General features: G+C 62.1%; 21 protein-coding genes and 3 pseudogenes. 5 read left to right on the top strand and 19 right to left on the bottom strand.

Features of this window, described 5'->3' with window-relative positions:
* Window positions 1–26 precede the first annotated feature (26 nt).
* From floR to RSD66_RS06110, 9 genes and pseudogenes are all read right to left on the bottom strand, one after another.
* The gene (floR, locus tag RSD66_RS06150) at window positions 27–1,241 is read right to left on the bottom strand and encodes a chloramphenicol/florfenicol efflux MFS transporter FloR (RefSeq protein ID WP_000214122.1); all 1,215 of its coding nucleotides are present in this window, start codon (window positions 1,239–1,241) and stop codon (window positions 27–29) included.
* Window positions 1,242–1,458: 217 nt separating this feature from the next.
* On the bottom strand, window positions 1,459–2,580 hold the full coding sequence (locus RSD66_RS06145; protein WP_415289569.1) for a DUF3363 domain-containing protein: 1,122 nt from the start codon (window positions 2,578–2,580) through the stop codon (window positions 1,459–1,461).
* A 330-nt stretch (window positions 2,581–2,910) separates the two neighbouring features.
* Window positions 2,911–3,366, bottom strand: a pseudogene (locus RSD66_RS06140) (hypothetical protein); the annotation flags it as partial.
* 461 nt (window positions 3,367–3,827) lie between these two features.
* Complete coding sequence (locus RSD66_RS06135; protein ID WP_415289368.1) at window positions 3,828–4,760, bottom strand: lytic transglycosylase domain-containing protein; 933 nt, start codon at window positions 4,758–4,760, stop codon at window positions 3,828–3,830.
* Window positions 4,757–5,092: a DUF736 domain-containing protein gene (locus RSD66_RS06130; RefSeq protein WP_415289367.1), complete on the bottom strand. Its 336-nt coding sequence runs from the start codon at window positions 5,090–5,092 to the stop codon at window positions 4,757–4,759. The genes RSD66_RS06135 and RSD66_RS06130 overlap by 4 nt, the downstream gene beginning before the upstream one ends.
* Before the next feature lie 38 nt (window positions 5,093–5,130).
* Window positions 5,131–5,676: a S26 family signal peptidase gene (locus tag RSD66_RS06125; protein WP_415289366.1), complete on the bottom strand. Its 546-nt coding sequence runs from the start codon at window positions 5,674–5,676 to the stop codon at window positions 5,131–5,133.
* Window positions 5,673–6,191, bottom strand: coding sequence for a DUF2840 domain-containing protein (locus tag RSD66_RS06120; RefSeq protein ID WP_018426332.1), 519 nt, complete (start codon window positions 6,189–6,191; stop codon window positions 5,673–5,675). Before RSD66_RS06120 ends, RSD66_RS06125 begins: the two co-directional genes overlap by 4 nt.
* A gap of 304 nt (window positions 6,192–6,495) precedes the next feature.
* Window positions 6,496–7,329: pseudogene (locus RSD66_RS06115) on the bottom strand (replication initiator protein A); the annotation flags it as partial.
* Complete coding sequence (locus RSD66_RS06110) at window positions 7,330–7,599, bottom strand: helix-turn-helix transcriptional regulator (RefSeq protein ID WP_024353481.1); 270 nt, start codon at window positions 7,597–7,599, stop codon at window positions 7,330–7,332.
* Window positions 7,600–8,059: 460 nt separating this feature from the next.
* Between RSD66_RS06110 and RSD66_RS06105 the strand changes: the two genes are divergently transcribed.
* Window positions 8,060–8,347 (top strand): DNA -binding domain-containing protein, encoded by a 288-nt coding sequence (locus tag RSD66_RS06105; protein WP_207588942.1) that lies wholly within the window; start codon window positions 8,060–8,062, stop codon window positions 8,345–8,347.
* 16 nt (window positions 8,348–8,363) lie between these two features.
* Here the strand turns inward: RSD66_RS06105 and RSD66_RS06100 are convergent, their stop codons facing one another.
* The 3 genes from RSD66_RS06100 to RSD66_RS06090 all read right to left on the bottom strand — a co-directional run bounded on the left by RSD66_RS06100 (window position 8,364) and on the right by RSD66_RS06090 (window position 9,869).
* A complete protein-coding gene (locus RSD66_RS06100; protein WP_292258825.1) occupies window positions 8,364–9,005 on the bottom strand; it encodes a DUF2285 domain-containing protein in 642 nt (213 codons plus the stop codon).
* Window positions 8,932–9,147, bottom strand: coding sequence for a transcriptional regulator domain-containing protein (locus RSD66_RS06095; protein WP_207588946.1), 216 nt, complete (start codon window positions 9,145–9,147; stop codon window positions 8,932–8,934). Before RSD66_RS06095 ends, RSD66_RS06100 begins: the two co-directional genes overlap by 74 nt.
* Window positions 9,148–9,341: 194 nt before the next feature.
* A complete protein-coding gene (locus tag RSD66_RS06090; RefSeq protein ID WP_207588948.1) occupies window positions 9,342–9,869 on the bottom strand; it encodes an antirestriction protein ArdA in 528 nt (175 codons plus the stop codon).
* A 260-nt stretch (window positions 9,870–10,129) separates the two neighbouring features.
* Between RSD66_RS06090 and RSD66_RS06085 the strand changes: the two genes are divergently transcribed.
* Window positions 10,130–11,299 (top strand): IS5 family transposase, encoded by a 1,170-nt coding sequence (locus RSD66_RS06085; RefSeq protein ID WP_415289568.1) that lies wholly within the window; start codon window positions 10,130–10,132, stop codon window positions 11,297–11,299.
* A gap of 129 nt (window positions 11,300–11,428) precedes the next feature.
* On the opposite strand, the gene RSD66_RS06080 is transcribed toward RSD66_RS06085, so the two are convergent.
* A complete protein-coding gene (locus RSD66_RS06080) occupies window positions 11,429–13,219 on the bottom strand; it encodes an ATP-binding protein (RefSeq protein ID WP_279678485.1) in 1,791 nt (596 codons plus the stop codon).
* A 49-nt stretch (window positions 13,220–13,268) separates the two neighbouring features.
* The gene (locus RSD66_RS06075; protein ID WP_415289365.1) at window positions 13,269–13,826 is read right to left on the bottom strand and encodes an MFS transporter; all 558 of its coding nucleotides are present in this window, start codon (window positions 13,824–13,826) and stop codon (window positions 13,269–13,271) included.
* A 260-nt stretch (window positions 13,827–14,086) separates the two neighbouring features.
* Between RSD66_RS06075 and RSD66_RS06070 the strand changes: the two genes are divergently transcribed.
* Entirely contained in the window at window positions 14,087–14,542 is a 456-nt protein-coding gene (locus RSD66_RS06070) for a GFA family protein (RefSeq protein WP_415289364.1), read from the top strand.
* A gap of 242 nt (window positions 14,543–14,784) precedes the next feature.
* On the opposite strand, the gene cfr is transcribed toward RSD66_RS06070, so the two are convergent.
* From cfr to RSD66_RS06050, 4 genes are all read right to left on the bottom strand, one after another.
* Window positions 14,785–15,876, bottom strand: a complete 1,092-nt coding sequence (gene cfr / locus RSD66_RS06065; RefSeq protein WP_415289363.1) for a 23S rRNA (adenine(2503)-C(8))-methyltransferase Cfr — start codon at window positions 15,874–15,876, stop codon at window positions 14,785–14,787.
* Between the two features lie 229 nt (window positions 15,877–16,105).
* Entirely contained in the window at window positions 16,106–17,461 is a 1,356-nt protein-coding gene (locus RSD66_RS06060; RefSeq protein WP_078527637.1) for an IS1380-like element IS1247 family transposase, read from the bottom strand.
* A 68-nt stretch (window positions 17,462–17,529) separates the two neighbouring features.
* Window positions 17,530–17,757: a hypothetical protein gene (locus RSD66_RS06055; protein ID WP_415289362.1), complete on the bottom strand. Its 228-nt coding sequence runs from the start codon at window positions 17,755–17,757 to the stop codon at window positions 17,530–17,532.
* The gene (locus RSD66_RS06050) at window positions 17,754–18,677 is read right to left on the bottom strand and encodes an SIR2 family protein (RefSeq protein WP_415289361.1); all 924 of its coding nucleotides are present in this window, start codon (window positions 18,675–18,677) and stop codon (window positions 17,754–17,756) included. The genes RSD66_RS06055 and RSD66_RS06050 overlap by 4 nt, the downstream gene beginning before the upstream one ends.
* Before the next feature lie 84 nt (window positions 18,678–18,761).
* Between RSD66_RS06050 and RSD66_RS06045 the strand changes: the two genes are divergently transcribed.
* Both RSD66_RS06045 and RSD66_RS06040 read left to right on the top strand, forming a co-directional pair.
* Window positions 18,762–19,028 carry an IS3 family transposase gene (locus RSD66_RS06045; RefSeq protein WP_003170335.1) on the top strand — a complete coding sequence of 89 codons (267 nt, stop codon included), beginning with the start codon at window positions 18,762–18,764 and terminating at the stop codon, window positions 19,026–19,028.
* Window positions 19,013–19,948: pseudogene (locus tag RSD66_RS06040) on the top strand (IS3 family transposase); the annotation flags it as partial. The gene RSD66_RS06045 and the pseudogene RSD66_RS06040, both read left to right, overlap by 16 nt.
* Here the strand turns inward: RSD66_RS06040 and RSD66_RS06035 are convergent.
* Complete coding sequence (locus RSD66_RS06035) at window positions 19,894–20,352, bottom strand: hypothetical protein (RefSeq protein WP_415289360.1); 459 nt, start codon at window positions 20,350–20,352, stop codon at window positions 19,894–19,896. The pseudogene RSD66_RS06040 and the gene RSD66_RS06035 sit on opposite strands and share 55 nt — an antisense overlap.
* Window positions 20,353–20,379 lie beyond the last annotated feature (27 nt).

Below are 20,379 nucleotides of genomic sequence, written 5' to 3'. Positions count from 1 at the left end.
GGAGCGGGCCTGCTACCAGTCGTCGGTTAGACGACTGGCGACTTCTCGGTGGCAGCCCCACGGAGCCGAAGGAGCACCAGCCCCAACGAAACCAGTACCGCCATCGCCGTGGCGTAACAGATCACGGGCCACGCTGTGTCACCGTTTAAAAGTGCCACCGCCAATGTCCCGACAATGCTGACTATCAGGCTTTGAACGCAGAAGTAGAACGCGACCGCTGATCCCGCGATGTCGTCGAACTCTGCCAAAGCGCCGTTCGCGGTAACGGACACCGTGAAGACAATACCGACCGCGACAACCCACATCGGTAGGATGAAGGTGAGGAATGACGGCGAGCCGTAAAGTTCGCCGATCCCCAACAGGACCGCTCCGCAAACAAGCAACGCCATCCCACGCGCCACGCATCCTGCGATGCCCCATCTGGCGACAAAGGACTTCGCGAAACGGGTTGTCACGATCATTACAAGCGCGACAGTGGCGAAGGCAAAGCTGAATCCGATCTCGGAATATTCCGCTTGGCCTATGAGCACACGGGGAGCCGTCGAGAAGAAGACGAAGTAGGTGCCCATACCGGCGCTAAAGCCGACAGTGTAAACCCAAAAAGCCGGACTCGCGAAGATCGGCAAGACAGATCGGCGCGTCTTGACTTGATCCAGAGGGCGGGTTTCGTGCCACCTGAAACCCGCATTTAGGAGTGCGAGCATCGCCAGTATAGCCAAAGTAATGAATATCGCCTGCCATCCCAAGAACTCGCCGATCAATACTCCGGCGATAGGGCCGAGCGCAGGCACGAACGCCAGCATCGAACTGAAAAGGCCGTAGATGACGACACCCTCAGGACGGTTGGCATAAACGTCGCGAACCGTCGCGAACGTCGCCACCAGCATGGCCGACGCGCCCACTGCTTGAAGTAGACGGAAAGCGACAAAGGCCGGTGCAGTTGAAGACCAAGCTGCTCCCAGAGACGCAATGACGAAAGCCGTTGCGCCCGCAAGTAGAATTGGCCGTCGCCCGATTCTGTCTGAGAGCGGACCAAAAATCACCTGGCCCACGCCGAGCATCACCATATAGAGGCTCAACGTGAGTTGGATCATAGCGGGCGTCGTGTTCAGGATGCCGGGCATCGCTGGAACGACAGGGAGATAAATATCCATCGCCAGTGAAGCGAGGATGTCGAAAGGAGCCATCAGCAGCAGTGCTGCCGGCAGCGTATAGGCCCACGCGGGGCGTGTGGTGGTCATGACGAATCAACCGCTCGATTAAGGAATACCGGGCGACGTCTGCTCGTCAGCAATCAGATGAGACTAGCCTTACAGAGCGCCGCAACAACAATACTGGTTGTTGCGGCTTACTTGTCTGCTGACTTGGAATTTCCCATCTGATTACTCCACGCTTACGAATATGAATTGCTACCTTTTATCCGATTATCTTTTGCTTCGCAATGCGGCATGGGCGCACTCAGCGTTCCAGCCCCCTCTGCCGCCCTAACTGCCACGACACCGACCCGCCCTGCACGATGCCCATAACCTCGCGGCCGAGTTGGCGGTCGATGATCGGCCGCCACGGGACAAGGGTGAACTCATGGGATTTCTCGACCACGGCGAACTTGCCGCTCGATAGATGCACGGTTCCGGTAAACTTGCCGCTGACGCTCTCGCCGTCCGTGGCGGCGCGGAACGGCAGGCCCTTACTCAAAGCCATATCCGATCCGACGCCGGCTACCTCGCGCTCCCGCAGGATGGCGAGAAGGTTGCGCCGGTAGAAGACGCGGCTGTCCCGGCTGCGGGTGGCGTCGCCCTGCTCGATATGATGCTCGCGGCGCCGGTCCATGGCCTCGCGCACCTGCTGGCCGAAGCCGGTCGGGGCAAGGTCGGCGGTCTCGCCCTGGATCAGCCGCCGGTCCAGCCAGGTCGCGCCGTCCGATCCGATCTGCTTTTCCAGACCGACCGGGGAAAGGACGCGGACGCTGGCCTGCCGGTCGCGGCCGGCGTCATAGGCGGCGGCGCGGCTCTCGAAGTCCTCGGGGATGCGCCATTGGTCGGCGTCGATCCGCTCGGCGATCCCGGCCCGGCGCAATGCCTCCAGCCGGCGCACATGGGCATCGACATAGCCCTCATAATCGCCGCCGGGAACGCGGCCCTCGAATCTGGCCTGCTCCAGATGGCGGCTCGGGCGGTAGATGCCGTCCTCGGCGATGGCCGCGATGCTGCGGTCGGACGGCCGGGCCGTCGCCTCGGCCGGGCCGATCTGGACGACGCTGCCAACGCGGGCATCCTCCAGCCGCTCGGGCGCGATGCCGGCGACGTGGTGCGTCCGCCCGTCGATCCCGTCCACCACGATTGTCAGGTTCTCGCCCAGCTCGTCGGACAGGTGCTTGTCCACGACGCGGCCAACGATGGGCGTCTCGGGCGCACCATCATGGATTTGGAAACTCATGGGATCGCGTTCGCCACCCTGCGGGCCGAGCGCCTTCTGCATAGTGCGGATGATGTCGCCGCGCTCGCCCAGCTCGCGCAGGGTCGGTTCCACGTCCTTGCTCAACTCCCACACGCCCGGCGCGTGCTCGGTCGCCAGTCCCATCTTCTCCAGCTTGGCGAGGCGGCGCAGGCGCAATGTCCGCTCGAACTGCCGCCTCGGCGCGACCGGCTCATGGCGCAGGTCGAGGAAACGGGCGTCGGCTTCCTCGGCCATGGCGCGGTCGATGCGGGTGAAACGGTCCTGGTCGATTTCGGCCGACAGCTTGCGGGTCTGCTCAATCTCGGTGACGGGGCCGAGTTCCAGACTGGCAAGTTCGCTGGCCCGCTCGCGCAGGCCGACGGAAAGGTAGTCGCCATTGATGACTAGATCCCCGCCCGTGTCGTCGCGGCCGTTGACGATGACATGCACATGGGGATGGCCGGTGTTGTAGTGGTTCACCGCAACCCAATCGAGTTTGGTGCCGAGGTCGGCTTCCACCTGCTTCATGAAATCGCGGGTGTAGGCCGTGAGGTCCGATAGCTCCGCGCCGTCCTCTGGCGAGACGATGAACCTGAACTGATGTCGGTCGCCCTTGCCGCGATCAAGGAAGGCGTCGCCATCGGCGCGGTCCTCGGTCCCCGCATAGAGCCGGCCGCGCTCGCCGTCGCGTGACGTGCCGTCGCGCTGGACATAGAGCAGATGCGCGCGGGCACGGCCGCCCTTCCACGCGGCCCGGACGCTGCGCTGCTTGACAATCACGCGGCGGCTGCCGGGCTGGCGATGATGCCAATGGCCGGAGATATTGCGGGCGCGCACGAAGCTCGCGCCCCGGCCGCGCTTCACACCCTTGCCGCTGGCGACCACGGCGCGGGACCGGCCCGGCGATGACGGGCGGGCGGATGACGGCATGGAAGGATCGCGGGAGGCTGCTGCCTGATGCTGCCGCGTGATCTTCTTGACCTGCGTGAAAAAGCTCTTGGTCTTGCCGGCCCTTCGGCGTGTCGGATCGGATACGGCCGGGCTTCGGACGGAAGCGGTTTTCGTCGTCGGCGCTCATGGGCGCGGCTCCAGCGAAAACCGCCGAAAACAGACCGATATTGGCCTATGGTGCCGCTCGAAACCCTGCAAAGCAAAGGCTTTGCGCGAAATCGCGGCACGCGGCCCCTCAAAACCATGGTGCCGGAACCGGCCACCTAACCAGTGTGCAGACAACAATAATTTCCAGAAGCGGCCCGACATGGTGCCGTCTTCTTTAATCTTGCCCTCCGCCCTTTCTGTCTTTTCTGCCCCTCCTGCCGGGAATCCTGCCGGGCGAAAACCTGCCCGACTGGACACCGGAATGAGCGCCGCCGAGCGCGGGAACGCCGTCCTCATGGCGTTCCCGAACCGCTCGCGTCGGCGACGAAAATGCTGTCGCCCTGCGGCTCCGCACCGGCAGGATCGCGCGCCGGAACGGTCGCGCGGCCGTCGCCGGATTGTGCGTCGGGCGGCGGCGCGGCGACAGCCCGCGCGTCGCCCGGACGCATGACGAACAGCGGTGCCTCGCGCCAATCGGGCGGCGGTGGCGGTGCCGATGACGGCGGTTCGGTTGCAGCCGCGCCGCCGAGGATCGGCGCTAGCGCGGCGATATACGCCCGCGTTTCGGCCGGCAGCGTGCGGCCGGTCGCAAGGTATTCGTCATAGCGGCCGGGACCGGCATTGTGGGCCGCCAGCATCGCCGCGACATTGCCGTAGCGGTCGAACATTTCGCGCAGATAGGCGGTGCCCGCCAAGATGTTGTCGCGGGGGTCGTAGGGATCGCGGCCGAGGCCATAGCGATCGCGCAGTTCCGCCCATGTCACGGGCATCACCTGCATCAATCCCATTGCCCCGGCCGACGAAATCGCGCGCACGTCGCCCGCGCTCTCGGCGCGCAGCACGGCGCGAATCCATTGCTCGGGGATGCCGAAACGCTGCGACGCCTCGGCGATGTGCGCCGCGTAAGGATGGGCGGCGGCCGGGCGCTCGACCGGCACGGATTGCGCGACCGCGACGCCCGATCCGGCGCAGACGGAAAGCGCGCCGGCCAGCAGCAGGACGGCATAATGCCATGCCGGCCTGTCTCCGCAACAACGGCAGCCTGCCAGCGTGCTCGCTGCGGTCAAGGGCAAGGCGCAAGCGCCGGCCGATGGCCGCCCCTGACCTTCGCTGCGCGCGCCGGCCGTCTGGTCGCCGAGCGGGACGGAGGGATGAGACGGTTTTTTCGCGAACAAAGGGATGCCGATCTTTGACCGGATGGCGGGCCGGACGCGCGCGGCCGTCATTCCTCATCCTCGATCTTCCGCGCGTGCTTCCAACGCAGGGTCCAGACCGAAGGATCGTCGTTCGACTGGAACAGTTTGGCGCGGATCGGGGACGGGAAGATTGGCCCCTCCAAACGCATCGACACGAACTCGCCAGCGTTCTCGCTGGAGTCTTTCCATGCGGGGCCGGCGTCCGGGCCGTCCTCGCTATCGAGGCGCACGCGATAGTCGGGCGCGTTCTTCACGTCGCTCGGCTTGGCCGGGACGATGAACAGCTTTTCGTGGAGGCCGAACGAATGAAGCTCCCCCGCATAGCCGGCTTCGGTGCGGGTGAAGGTGCCTATCTCTGCCATGGGAAATCTCCTGTGGTTGGTTTTCGGGGGGGGTGGTTTCAGTGCGTCGGCGCGCGCCACTCGTAGCGGCCGACGCCTTCCTCATCGGTCCAGAGCGGAACCGCTCGGCCGATGGCGGAAGCTGCGGGTATGGGTCCGAAATAACGGCCGTCGAGGCTGTCGCGGACTTCCCAATTCATGAGGAAAAGCTGGTCGCCGCCGATGACGCGGCAGCCCTGCCAGACGGGCAGATCGCGGCCGAGGCTGTCGCGCTCCAGCGCCTCGCCCATCTCGATCCCGTCAACCGTGATCGTGCGGCCGGCGCGGCAAACCCGCTGTCCGGGCAGGCCCAAGACGCGCTTCAAGAGCGGGACGCCTCGCGCGATATAGCCGCGCTCGACCATGAAGGCGGCGAGCGGTTCGGGCGGCATGATGGCGACCAGCTCGGGCACGTCGATCCGGTCTGCCGGCTCGACGGTGTAGAACCCGACTGGCGCGCTGGCGGTGGCGTTCCATATGAGTTTCGTCGGCGTCTCGACCGCGCTGGCGGCGGCGATGCCGATGGCGGCGAGCGCCGTCACCGTAAGGGTGCGGCGGCGCGTCATGGCTCGATCCTTCGGCGGTGAAGCCACGCGGCATGTCGCTCGGGCGTGTAGGCGTGCGGCTCCAGATTGGCGGTCAAACGGTTATGGACGTGCCGCCAGTGCTCCGGTGCGGCGTCGGCCGGATCGAGGCCGAGCGATTCCACGGCGTCGATGGCGGCAAAACCGCGCTGCACCTTCGGCCAGCTATCGAGCCGCAACAGGATTTCGCCGCCGGGGCGCACGAACGGCAATGTCTGGAACGGCTCGCCCCGGCCGATGGCGCGCACAATGTCGATGCGCGAAACGACAGTGCCGTGCTCGCCGCTCGCCCATCGCACGAAGGCAAAGACGCTGCCCGGCGCGAAGCCGACGACGCTGCGGCGGCGGTCGATGATCTGCTCGTAGCTCTTGCGGCCGAAGCGTATCCAGTGCTCGACCTTGCGTTTCTCGAAGGTCAGCTCGACCAATGTGGTAAAGGGCGCAGGTCCGTCCGGCAGCGGACGGCCGTGCGCGCTGCGGTGGGCGCGGCGGGTCATTGTGCGTCTCCGGCGATGTGCTGGTGGGGTGCGCGCGCGTGCGCTGCGTCAACGGCGGGCGTCATGGCTCGCCGCTCCCGGCAGAACCGGCACCACGCTTCGCCTGCGCGCGCGTCAAAGAAAAAGAGTTAGATTCTCTGTTAGATAAGTTAGCGGTCGGATTCCGCTTTTCAGGCCAAAGCGTTAGCTGCGGTTCGTGCGCCTGATCTGCCGATAGTGGTGCGCCTGATCTGCCGATACCCCGTGCGCCTGATCTGCCGATGGCATTAACAGGGTTATCAACAGTGCCTGTTGATAGGTTTTCGGGGCGGATGCGCAGCAGCTCGCGGCCGTCTTCCCGCTCGATCTGGAGCAGGTAGCCGGGAAGTTGCTGGCGGGCCGCGATCCGGCGCAGGTCGAGCGCGAAGTCGGACGGCCGGGCGAGGCTGCCGGATTTCTGATGAAGGTGCGCGACCTCGAAAATCCAGCCGTGGCGCTGGTGCCCGGCGTGCTTTCTGGCGACGCGGTAAAGCCATCGCTCGATGCCGCCAGTCAGCCGGAAATAGGCAGGGTCGATGGTCAGGACCAGCGAGCGGTCGATGACGCTATTGTAGAACCATTCGGGCAGGACAAATTCCATGCCCTCGACGCGGCCGGCGCGCGTCGTCATTTCCTCCCACTCGTTGATCCATGAGAATTGCCGGCGACGCCAATGCGGGCCGTTGCGGATGGTGGTGGCAATGACGGTCGATTGCAGCCGCGCCAGCGCGGCTTTCAGAAGCCGGTATTGGTGATTGCCGGTCGGCCGCCCGATGGCGCGCAACAGATGGTAGGGCGTAAACCGGACAAAGCGCGACGTGGTGAGGCCGTTGTTCTCGGCCGCAACGATCTGCGAGGCCGCCCATATCAGCACATCGGCGTCCCATATGGTCGCCATGCCATGCTCGGGCATCCCGAACACCTGCACCTCTATGTCGGCGGCCTTGTAGAGAATCGGCTTGGTGCGCGGGGTCTTCGCCAGCGAGAAGAACGGCCGTTCCATCAAGTCGCGCTGGTCGCGCGGCGGCGCGTCGCCCGTTGCGACCACGAAGGGGTCTAGACGGCTGCGCTCGCTATCCTCGGTCGGGTGCGCGGGGTCGTGATCGTCCTCGCGCAGCATCTAGCAGTCGCCCCGTTCTTCGGGCGTGAGGGGACGCGCGGGAAAGACGGTGCCGGCGGTCTTGTCGCGGGTGGATTTGCGTTCGCCGACCGCGCTCCAGTCTTCCAGATCGCGGACGGTGTAGAGGACGCGACCGCCGACCTTGCGATAGGTCGGGCCGGTCCCGTAGGTGCGATGCTTCTCAAGGGTGCGGATGGATATGCCGAGGAAGCGCGCGGCTTCCTTGGTGCGCAGCAGGCGCGGCGGCAGGCCCGCAAGCGGGTTGGGCATGGATCACCTCCAGTCAGGATTGGGCTGCCGGGGGCGGCAGCGGACTGTGGCGAACCATGGCGAGGGATCGGCGGCGCGTAGCGTGCCGCATTTGCGCCTATGCGCTGGCGGCACCCCCTCTGGGGTGATGCGGGCTAATAAATGAGATAATTCAGCGTCTCACTGCCTGCCCCGCCGAATAGGCAAAGACATTTACGGCCGGCTCGGATAGAAACGTAGACGGAGCAGACGCGCTGCTCTGGGGCGTAGTAACCCCTGACTAGCGGTTGGTGCCGGCCGTGACGGCACCACCATCCTCGAACCTTATGGTCGGGGAGCCCATGGCGTATGTCCAGGGCTTCTCGCCTAAAGGTCATGGGGCCGTCTAGTCACGGTTACTAACTCCCCGATCACCAGGTAGAGGGGCCAGTTGCGGGGGCGCACCGCAAACAAGGCTCTCTGGAACCTAGGAGGAGTGACTATGCGGGTTCCCGTCGAACTCGATCCCGATGTGGACGATGAAGCGCCGACCGGCGATACCATAACCGTCTATGACAAACGGCATTACGTTACCTATCTGCGCCTTCTCGATGCGAAGGCCGAGGGCGCGGACTGGAAGGAAGTCGCGCAGATCGTGTTGCACCGTGATCCGGTCGCCGATGAACTTCGCACCCGCCGTTGCTGGCGAAGCCATCTCGAACGCGCGCAATGGCTGTCGCGTGAGGGCTATCGGAAGATTCTGGAGCAGGCGGCAGCCAACAAGGCGTGAGGGTCACGCCACCCGATCAACGCTTGCCGGGCTTGATCGGGTAGTGAAGCAGAAGGCGATAGCCGCCGCGCATCATCTTGATACCGTGCGTGACCAGGCGGCGGGCCTTGTTCTTGCGAGGATCGCTCTCAAAGTCCTCCTTGGTGCCGCGAAAGCCGAGCAGGACTTCAGCGATGGTGCGATAACTTTCGCCATGCAGTCGGGCGTCGAGCGCGCGCAGGGACAGGATATGCCATTGCCGGAGTTGGGCGGGAACGGCCCGGAAGTCGGGACCGGGCGCGCGACCGTTGAGAGACCGCCAAAGACGGCGCGCAGCGTGGGCGCGCAGCTCCAGAAAGGAATCCATCGGCAGCGTGACAGCGTAGAACGCTGCCGCGTCGGGCACCGCCTTTGGCAGCCAGAATTGATGCGCGACGCCATCCACCTGCCAGATGCCGTGCCAGCCATCGGCCGCGCGGCGCATATCGAGGCCGTCGAGATGCGCCAACGTCAGTACCGGTTCGGTGTCGTCGTCCTTGTGATTGACGGGCGACAACATTACGGCTTGCGGTTGAAGGCGCGGACTCCAGATTGGCGAATGCTGCTCATGCGGCGCGTCTGGATCGCACGGGAAATCGCAAACCCCAGCGATGCGCGAACTCTTCGAGGTCGCGGGCATCTGTCCCTCCGGTCAATGCGATGGTCTGGCAGTCCCGACGATATTCGTCGTTGCGGCGCAGGTATTCCCAAGCGAAACCAGCGGCAGGGATGTGCTTTGTGTACCCGTATGCCGCCGGAGATCGCCAATCGATGCTGAGCATGGCGTCACCTCCCCAAGCCGGGATGCTGGGCAGCGCCCGGCAAAGAGAGGTTCAAGGATCGTTGGAAATAGAGAAGCCGCTCAAAGCAGATACCTTGAGCGGCTAACCCGATCATTCTTTGGTGTTTTTAGCTTAGCGACAGCCGGTGCTTTCGAGATGCCTGCCCTTATGAGCACGGACAGGCATTCACGTTCTCATCTGCTGGAAAACACATGCACCTCGCCATGCGCCGTCTCGATGGTGAACAGGTCGCCACCGATCTCAGCGTCGCGCGCCATCGCCTGCCAATCGACATAGTAGCGCAGCGCCTCGGGGATCGTGACGCTCTCTGAGGTCAATTCCTCCATATAGTCGGCGAGGCTGGCGTACTGACCATGATAGCAGTCTTGAAAGGCGGTTTCGGCTTGGTCCATGTCGCCACCGAAATGCCCCAGCAAGCCCGCGCCGAGTGCGCCATGCTCTGCGATGAAAGCGGCCATCCGCGCCACGCTGTCGATGCCGGCATATTCGGAGATGCTGACGCCCTCGAAGCCCTCATAGTCGTGAATGGCGTATTCCTCCGCGTCCTCGACGGGGGAACGGGCAAGCATCGCGGCAATCTCGTCCCTGATCTGGTCCGCGTCCTGATCCGCGTCGATCCAAGTGCCATGCAAATAGCCGTTATTGTAGGCGGCAAGGCAGGCGACATAGATGCGGGGGGTGCTGTCGGATACGTTGGTCATTTCTCTGATCCTCGGGTCGGAAGGTCAGCGAAGCGGAACGCCGCGCCTGACCTTCTGGCCGTCGCCGAGACCGGGTGTGCAAACGGAAGGAGGCTTCGCGGGGAACCGGCTGCACGGAGCGCGGCACGCGCGTAGGAAGCTGGGCGGAAGCCTCTTGAAGTGCGCGGAGGGCAGAGCCCTAACAGGCTGCTGAAGAAGTCGGCCCTTGGCCCGGTTCGAGGAACATGATTCACCCTTCGCAGGCTTTGGCGAGGGTGATGATGCGCGGGACGGACGAGGCGAGCGGGTCGCTGTTCAGCTATGTAGACTTGGAAGCGCGCATCCCCGCGCGGCATCCGCTGCGCAAGATCCGGCAGGTGGTGAACGACGCGCTTGCGAGCCTGGATGCCGAGTTCGAGGCGCTTTACAGCGATTTCGGCCGGCCCTCGATCGCGCCGGAACGGCTGATCCGCGCGAGCCTGATCCAGATCCTGTTCTCGGTCCGCTCCGAGCGGCAGCTTATGGAACAGATGCAATACAACCTCTTGTTCCGCTGGTTCGTCGGCCTCGGGATCGACGATCCGGTCTGGGTCCCGACCGTCTTCACCAAGAACCGCGACCGGCTGCTGACGACCGACATGTCGCGCAAGGTGATGGCGGCGATCCTGGCCCACCGCGAGGTCGCGCCGCTGTTGTCGGACGATCACTTCTCGGTCGATGGCACGCTGGTCAAGGCCTGGGCCTCGATGAAGAGTTTCCAGCCCAAAGCCATCGGCACGCCGCCCGACGACGATCCGGGCGACCCGCCCGGACCCGACGCGACTGCTGAAGACCTGACCGAAGCAACCGAAGCCGAGACCGACCCGATGCCCCGCCCCACCCGCCAAAGCCGCAATACCGAGGTCGATTTCCGGGGCGAGAGGCGGTCCAACGCCACCCATGCCTCGACCACGGACCCCGATGCGCGGCTCTACAAGAAGTCCCCCGGCACCGGCGCCATGCTGTGCTTCATCGGCCACGCGCTGATGGAGAACCGCGCCGGTCTGATCGTGCAGGGCGACCTGACGCAGGCCGATGGTCATGCGGAACGGCGCGCGGCAATGGACATGATCCATCGCCATTCCCCCGGATCGACCCGGCAACTGACACTGGGCGCGGACAAGGGCTTCGACGCCGCCGAGTTCGTCGCCGATCTGCGCCAGGCCTGTGTCACGCCGCATGTCGCGCAGAAAACGCGATATTCAGCGATCGACGGCCGCACCACCCGACACGAGGGCTATGCCTTGTCGATCAGGAACCGCAAACGCATCGAGGAGGCCTTCGGCTGGGCCAAGACCGTCGGCGGCATGGCCCAGACCGTCTATCGCGGCCTCGAAAGGGTGCGCTCCCGCTTCATCCTGACCATGGCCGCCAACAATCTCGCCCGGCTACCTCGGCTGCTCGGAGCTTGACGACAGGGGGCGGCATCAGGCACCCACACTCATTGCCTCGACCAACCCGAAGCCGAACGCCGCCGACCACCCAGAAGGGAAACCGTTCCGCCTCGCCGACTTCTTCAGCAGCCTTCTAAGTCTCAATCCTCAGAAAGGAATTTCGTCATCCAGATCGGGAGAAGTGGAATTGTTCATGGGAACCGCACCCTCGCTAGATGCCGTTGGCGGTTCCGTGCTTTGAGCGTCAACTGCGATAGGGGCTGTCCAGTGCCGGGCGATCCGATGCCAATCAACTTCGCGCTTGTTGGCACCTGTCCAAACATCCCAAAAATCAGGGTCGGCGGATTGAGGCTGATGCTCCTTTGCCAACTCGTCGATCTCGACCAGTACGGGAATAGGCGTCGCCCATCCCAACAGGATCGCCTGTTTTGATGGCAAGCTGGGCAGATCGCGCAGCAACCCACCCACGTTGTCTGGTACAAGACGCGCGACAAGGTTTTGGTCGGAATCGTTGACTATACGATGGAGAATGAAGGTGTTGCACTGAGCCAAAACGGTCGGCGAAAGCTCTGATGGTCGCTGCGACGACAGCACCAGACCTAAGCCGAATTTGCGTCCCTCGCGGGCAATGCGCTCGAAAATTTCCCGGCAGAGCTGGTTAGGACTGGACGCCGGGCCTTCGTCGTCCTTACCGCGTCGAATGAAGGTGTGAGCTTCTTCCAGCACGAGGACTGTGGGCAGTGATAGCCCCTCTGCATTGAGCCGCCGATAGCGTTGCAGAGATTCAAAAATCACCCGGGCCAGCACGGCCACAACGACGTGAACGACCTCGGAGGGGACCAAGGAAAGGTCGACGACAGCTAGCGGGCCATTGCGTGCGCCGTCATCACCGATATAACTTTTTAGCCATTCCTCGAAGCTGGTTGGCGGTACCTTTCCAATGACGCTTCCAAGCCGTTGATCCGCGAGCATGCTGCGAATACGAAGGCCAAGCGTGCTAATAAACGCCGCGAAATTTCCGCCTTGCTCGGCAGCCAGATGATCCAGATGTTCGGCAAGCAGTGTGACATCGAATGGAACTGGAGCGTCTTCACTGATTGCGGCGGCCGCGCCGACAATATCCGGTAGGGCATCTGTAACAACAGCGATGGCGTCACGGGCCGATTCAAGATCGCCGACCAAGAAGTCGTTAAAATAGGTCAATCCCGACCGCCGGGAGTCAACAATTTCAGTGATTGTGGCAGAAAGCGTTTGCAATAGCGTCGTCGCTGGGTCATCGACCGATGCTGCAAAATGAGCGGAATCCTCGGCGATGCCGCCCAGCAAGCGCGCGCAATCAAACCGGGGGCCGACCGCTCCGGCGAAGGCGGTGCTTCCCATATTGAGCATGGCGGTAATGCGACCACTTGAAACAAGCAGATGCCGCTTGATGGTGGCTTCTCGCGGTACATCTTCATGATGGCCGCTCTTCAGTTCTCGTATCCCGCGCAACAGAAGCGGACGTTGCGCACCCGGCTGGGCATGGGCAACGGCAGTCCATTCATGGCCGCTCCAAAGCCATGCCGGAACATCCAGCTCTCTTTCAGTTCCAACGACTGGTGGGACTCGGAACAGACGGAGTTGATCTCCTCGATCCGCAAAGGCTTTGGCATATTCGCCATTGGGATCTAGAACGATGAAGCGCGCGTTCGGATGGCCTTTTCGGCCCGCGTCACTCATCGCTTTTGCTCCTGCGTCGAGCGACCAGCGGATCAGTCCGGCAACCGTACAGGACTTGCCACTGCCCGTATTGCCGAGCACGGCGAGATGTCTGCCGAATAGCTTGTCGGGATCGACCTTGATCTCGGCGCTCGATGCAAGGGCCGAAGTCCCGATACGGACACGCCGATCCGACTCCTTCGCACCAACGATAGCCTCGACCTGTTCAGGTGTCGGCATGAGTACCTGATCGCCCACTGACGGAAACGCGGCTACGCCGCGCGACAGTTCATACACTGTCTGCTTCGATGCTCGGTCCCGCCGAGACGTGAGTGTGCCGACAGGCGAGACGCACATCTTTCGCAGTGGAAACGGAAGGTCGATCAGACCGAAATCTTTCAAGCCCGACCGTTTGGGATAGGGCGACCGCTCTATCCCGATCCATGATCGCGTAAACATCGCGGATTGTCGCAAAAAGTGCGACCAGCATCGCTGAAGCACCGATTGCCTGCACCAATCTGAGCAACACGAACAGCCCAGCGGACGAGGTGCCGGCGAGCGCAAACGATGTGATGACAAAAATGATCGCTCCCAAGATCAATACCGGGCGACGGCCGAGGCGGTCAGAAAGTGGGCCAAATACTACCTGACCCACGCCGAGCATAATCATGTAGAGCGTCAGTGTAAGCTGCACGACCTCCGAACTCGTGCCAAGAATTCCTGGCATGGCTGGAACGACGGGCAGGTAGATATCCATGCCCAGAGAAGCGAGAATGTTGAAGGGGGCCAGAAGCAAAAGTGCGACCGGCAGGCTGTAAGTCCACAGCCGTGTCTTGTACGCAGACATATTTATATTTCCGCATGAACGATTAGATTCAGCGGCGGCTGCGCGTCAAAGGTAACAGATTGAAACCAAGGCAGGCGCCGCAACAACGAGAATTGCTGTTGCGGCTTATCTATCCGAGATTTTCATGCCCTTGGTTCCAGTTTGCCTGAGGTTTGGAAGAATTCGGGGCGTGCATGTAGCATGATGATCGAGATTCGGCAATCCCCTCCTGCGTGGATGTGGGCGGTATCTGGTCTTAAGCGTAGTCCGCCCCGGTCAAAATGCATGATTGTTTAGGTTATCATGCAGTTTCACAGTGGCATAGGAGAGCACATGAGAAACACCGGCAATGCCTATGCGGTGCAATCACATTCGTGCTGTCGGAGGGCCCCGTAGGAACTAGGGCCTGCTGGTGCCGAACTTGCCAGTACCTCTGTTCGGGTAATGCCTCTTTCAGTGTGTTTTTTCGCCAGCGCGCCTTGAGCGTCTTCGGTGAGCCAGCAGAGTTCCTATCACTGTCGGATGCGGGCAATTTGATCCGACGGCGCTTCTGTCCGCAATGCGGCACTCCGCTCTTTGCCGATGCTCCGATCGAACCCGAATACTTGATCGTGCGCTTAGGGGCGCTGGACGATCGCCAGATCTGCAACCCGGCCAGCATAGTCTGGACAGCTTCGGCACCGAGCTGGGCCTGGTTCGACCACGACAAGCCGTCTTTTCCCGGTCAGCCATCGTGACAGGACGGTGTTCGACTAAAAGGTTTGGTACGCGCACATTTGACACCGGCGTCCGGCAGTAGCGACGCAGATCGAAAACCTTGGCGCGAGCGCCCTACAATGGGCAGCACGCGCCAAGGTTTTCAGGCTTTCGCAAGATGCATGTGACCAAGCTCATTATCGATGGCATAGGCGATCAACGGACAGGCAGCGGTCACCGGGCTCATCAAGTGAAGCGAGCGAACACAACATGCTGGGATTCGTCAACTTGAAGCATAATTCGCGGACAGTTGCCCGCACGCCGCGTCAATATCGTTGCCAAACGACGCTCGGATCGTCGTCTTTACGTTATTTTGCAACAGTATATTTTGGAAGAGGCGTGCACTTGAATTCTTGCTTCGCGCAAAGCTTCCTGGCGCGGACGCTATCTCATTGAACGTAATCAGCGAGACATGAAGAAGCCGACCGTTCTGGAATCGAGCGTTTATCAGTTTGGCTAAGGCCTTAGCATGGTCCCTGGTGTCGTTGACACCGCGAATCAGGACGTAGGCGATGTACGTCTTGCGCCTTGTTTCTCGAACGTGTCGATCGAGCGCCTCCATAAGCATAGGGATTGGGTATTTCCGACTTATCGGCATCATCTCAGTACGCTGTTCGTTGAACGGCGTGTGCAGAGAAAGCGTCAAGTTGACCTGCGGGAAGTCGGAGGCCAGCCTTTCCATCTGCGGTACGATGCCGATGGTCGAGACAGTGATGCGACGAGGGCTTAGCGCGAAGAGCGCCGGGTGCGTCATTAGCCGAAGAGCATCAAACGTATGAACGTTCGAAAGCGCTTCGCCCATGCCCATGAAGGATACGCTGTCAATTGTTCTGCCGTGAAAGTGGAAGTCGAGTAGTTGATCGGTGATCTCATCGGCGGTCATGTTGCGCAGCAAACCAAGCTTGCCTGTTGCGCAGAATGTGCAGCCGAAACCGCAGCCGGATTGAGAGGAGATGCAGAACGACTCCCATCCCGCTTGGAACTTTAGGGAGACGGCTTCAACACGTTCCCCGCTGGGAAGCGCGTAGAGGGTTTTCTCGGCTTGCTCAGACTCTTTCGTCGCCACTCTCTTGAGGGATAAAATCTCGTCGCCGAACTCAGTCGCGAGCTTCAAACGCAGTGGCTTCGGCAAGGCGACCATATCGGAAAAACGGGTTATCCGATCCTGAAAGATTGCCTTGAAAATCTGTCGGTGGCGGAAATCCGGCGCACCGGCGTCGCGAAGGATTTGCCAAATTCGAGTGTACTTACTGGAATAGGCACTATTTAAACCAAGCGCAGAAAACTCATTTCCGCGAAAGTTTGTTTTAGGCATGATAAAATCCTGCATTCCCCAAGTGGCGTGTCGTTTGAGGTGAAGATCGCCTGTATCCGAGCGCTAGACAAGGATTTTCTGCCGCAAGCGGCACCTGCGGTCGCGCAGACTGCTGGATCTGGACGGATCAGACCGCGAAGCCGCTGTTTCCTTGCCCAGGGGCGGCGTTTTTCAGCGCAGCGGACAGATCTGTCCAGCCGCTTTCGTTCAGTTTGAGCGTGGATCGCGATCATGCGCATAGCGGTGGCGCTCGCAATCGGCGGATAGCGGCGAGGATGGCGCGTACCATCGTGCCGGTGACAGCGACCTCGGCCAGCTGGAAGGTGATGGTGCGGGCGTGACGGACCACACGTGCCCCGATCTTGATCAGCTTCAGTTGCAGGCTGGTCAACGACCAGTCGGCCATGGCCTCGGGCAGCTCGATGCAGTGCAAGAAGGTGGCCAGGTTGTACGCCAGGGCGTGCAGTTGCAGCCGCACCTCATTGTCGCGGAACTTCCGGCACGACAGCCGCGTCCAGCGAAAGGCGTATTTGCCCTCTTTGATGTGCTGCTCGGCGGTGCCGCGCTGGTTGTAGAACCGCACCACCCAGTCCGGCTCCATCGGCAGGTTGGTGACGATGAAGCCGACACGCGGGAACAGTTCGCCCGGATGCCATTCGATCTTGGCGATCACCCGGCGTTCCTTGTCCCAGGACGCCGCCTGATACTCGAATTCCTCGAAGAACCGCTTGACCTTGGTCAGTGACGGCCGCCCGACAGGGCGCGTTAGCCGATGCGCGATCTTGTCCTTGAGGACCGCGTTTGCGGGCAGCCGGATGGCGTAGAAGAACCGCGCTTCTTCCAATCGCTCATAGATCGCCGGGATCGCGTAGGCAGCATCGGCCCGGAAGAACCTGCCACCAAGGTCGCGCTCCGCGTAGCGCGCAATGACGGGGTCGAGAACATCACGCCAGCCATCGGCGCTGTGGACGTTGCCATGGCGCAGGGCGCAGCGTTCCAGCATCCCGAACTGGTTGAACAGAAAGTTGGGGTGATAGCAGCTACAGTCGAAATGGCCATTCCAGGCGGACCCTTCCTGGTCGCCATGGGTCGGGCTGACCGAGCTGTCCATGTCCAGAACGATGTACTTCAGCCCGTTACGGTCATGGAACCGGTCGATCCATTGCCCGTTCAGGTCGGCCAGCGCGGCACGGTTCCCGGCCAGAGCCAGCGTCTCGGTCTCGAACCGTCCCATCTGCGATGCCGAGGCCGCTTGTGCATCGACCGCTCTGCCGCCGACAACTTGGCGCATGACCGGATCGCAGGCGAGACGGTTGGCGTCGTTGACATCCTCGTATCCGGCCAGCCGCCCAAAGACTGATTGCCGGAACAGGCCGTCGAGCCGATGGACCGTGTTCTTGCCAGAGCGAGTATCGCGCAGCGCCGCTGACGCCAAATCGGACAACCCGAGCGCGTCATCAAGCTCGCGCATCACCAGAAGGCCGCCGTCGGAACTGAGCTGCGTGCCGCGAAATTCCAGCCGCACGCGAGGGTCGAAATCCACCCGATCTGCCCGTTGCAAGCCCGCACCCTCTGGGTGATCCATGAAACGCGCCCCTCGCAGCCTTCAACACCATGTTTTATATAGGAAATATAATGGTCAGGACAGCGAAATCAGCGCCTTACTTGGGAAATGTGGGATGATATGTAGGCGACCGTCGCGCCGGCCTCGTTAGGAATAAGGACATAGCCATTGAGGCGAGGAAATGCGGCAGGTGTTCCTGTGTTCAGCGCCGTTGCCTGCGGTGCATCCAATTCGAGCAGGATGCGGATTTCATCAGGCGAAACAGACTCAACCGCGCCGATAACCAAGCCAGCAATGGACTCTATGGGCGTGGTCATGCTGTTGTTCCGCCGCCTAACAATTCGCCGAACTCATCGGTAGTCGCAGCAGCAGCGTCTGGTGCGGACGGATGCTCTGGCGGGCGGTGCTTCAATAGTTCGGTCATGCGCCCGGTGATGTAATCAAGCGTTGGTTTCGGGAGGTAGTTTTCGATCAACGTTGTGAGGTCACCGAAATGGGGACCGATTAACAGCGATACCTGCGCCTCGCGAGTCCGTGAAAGAAAGCCTTTCAAGCGGTCATCCGCCGAGTAAGCGAGCACCACGAGATGGGTTGATGGGATCGTCAGCATGTCGAGCAACACGCGGTTGATGTGATCGTCCCCGAAGCCATAGCCGTAAGTGACGACAACCGCATTGGGCCTGCACGTTGCGGCGGCAAAATCACGAAACAGCTCTGCGTACGGATACTGTGTCGTTTCGACATCCTTCGCCGGGTTCGGATAGATCATCACCGTATCGACCGGCTTTTTGGGCAGATCGGTGTGATCGGTGGGGGCACCGAAGGGTATTCCCTTCCGCAAAATCTTCCGATCTGTCGTGCTGAATAGCCAGTCGAGAGAACCATGAAGTTTGGTCAGGCGGATGACGCCTTCCATGAAGCGTGGTTCCCCGCGAATGCCCGGCGGGTTGTAATGCACATCAACCTCGACGCGGGTTGACCGGAAAACAGGCGTGAGCGCTCCAACAAAACGGTCGATAATACGAAGCCCGGCGAGGTCGCAACCGTGCTCAATCAACCTGTCGTAGTTCGTAGTGAAGACATGCAGCCTCTCGCGCGAAGCCGCGCGACTGGCGAAGCTGAGTAGGAACGACTGAACTGCCCCTTCTGCAATGACTCGCTTTGCCGGATCGCCGCTGATCAGACCGGCTTCAGTTTTGAGAAGTGATTCAAGGAAACCACGGAGCTGTACATCCATCGCGGATTTAAGGGTGGCGGTGACGTGCCCCTGAGAATTTCCTCCACGTGGAGCTAGAGTCCGGCCCTTGAAAGGACGGACGGAATGAAACGAGCGAGATTCACGGAAGAGCAGATCATCGGGATCCTGCGGGAGAACGAGGCCGGCGCCAAAGCGGGCGAGCTGGCGCGCAAGCACGGCGTGTCGGAGGGCACGATCTACGCCTGGAAGGCCAAGTTCGGCGGGATGAGCGTGTCGGACGCCCAGCGCCTCCGGGCCCTGGAAGACGAGAACGGAAAGCTGAAGCGCCTGCTGGCCGACGCCATGCTCGACAAAGCCGCGTTGAACGATCTGCTGTCAAAAAAGTGGTAGGGCCCGCGGCGCTGCGCCAGGCCGTCGCCCATCTGAAGGCGGCGTTCGGCGTCAGCGAGCGACGGGCCTGCTCCATCATCAAGGCGGACCGTAAGTCGGTGCGCTATCGCTCCTGCCGACAGCCGGACACGGCGCTGCGGGAGCGGCTGCGCGCCCTGGCTGTCGAGCGGCGACGGTTCGGCTATCGGCGGCTGTTCGTGCTGCTGCGGCGTGAGGGAGAGCCCTCGGGCAAGAACCGGATCTACCGGCTCTATCGCGAGGAAGGCCTGACGGTGCGCAAGCGCCGCTCACGTCGTCGCGCCATGGGCACGCGCGCGCCGATCCTGGTCGAGGCCAGGCCGAACGCCCGCTGGTCGCTGGACTTTGTGCACGACCAGTTCGCCACGGGCCGCCGCTTCCGCATTCTCAACGTGGTCGACGACGTCACCCGCGAGTGCCTGGCGGCGATCCCCGACACCTCGATCTCGGGACGCCGCGTCGCGCGAGAGCTGACAGCGCTGATCGCTCGGCGGGGCCGTCCCGCCATGATCGTCAGCGACAACGGCACGGAGTTCACGTCCACCGCCATCCTGGCCTGGGCGCAGGATCATGGCGTCGACTGGCACTACATCGCGCCGGGCAAGCCGACCCAGAACGGGTTTGTGGAATCCTTCAACGGCCGGATGCGCGACGAACTGCTCAACGAGAGCCTGTTCTTCAGCCTGGATCACGCCCGCCAGAAGGTCGCCGCCTGGGCGCTGGACTACAACACCCGCCGGCCGCACTCGTCGATCGGCTACCTCACCCCGGAGGCTTTTGCCGCCAGTCTGACCGCAACAGGCCGACCCGCTGCGCAGGATGAAAGCTGCGCGGCCCGGCCTGTTGCTCACCCCACGCTGCGAGGCGTAACTAACCCAAGGACTCTGGTCGCCGCTGGATGAAAACTCAGGGGCACGTCAGCGGCTTTAGCCGTATCAATGATCTTCAACCCCTCATAAACCGAAAGGGCTGCCCGGAACTGATCCTCGATATTGGCCGCACCACGCCCCATGCGTGCCGCCTCGTTCGCAGCGAAGTCGTCGATCTGCTTGTCGAACTCGCTCCCGAACACAACCTTGCCCATGCCTGTAGCATTGGCTCCGGCCATATATCCCACGGCGGTCGTGAAGCCGCTACCTATCAAAAGATTCAAGTGTTCGGCTTGAAAAACAGCGGATAGCCAAGGCTCGATCCGCTTTCGCGCTGACGCGATGAATTTATCTAGCGTATCGTCATCCGCAGGTAGATCGCTCCATGACTCGGAATGGCTCCCAACGCGATACGCATGCTTATCATCAAGATTCATATTTCCCCCGAACACACCCTACACGCC

The organism is Brevundimonas sp. S1H14, assembly GCF_047716865.1.
Classification (GTDB): domain Bacteria; phylum Pseudomonadota; class Alphaproteobacteria; order Caulobacterales; family Caulobacteraceae; genus Brevundimonas; species Brevundimonas naejangsanensis.
This window is presented reverse-complemented; position numbering and strand designations above follow the sequence as displayed.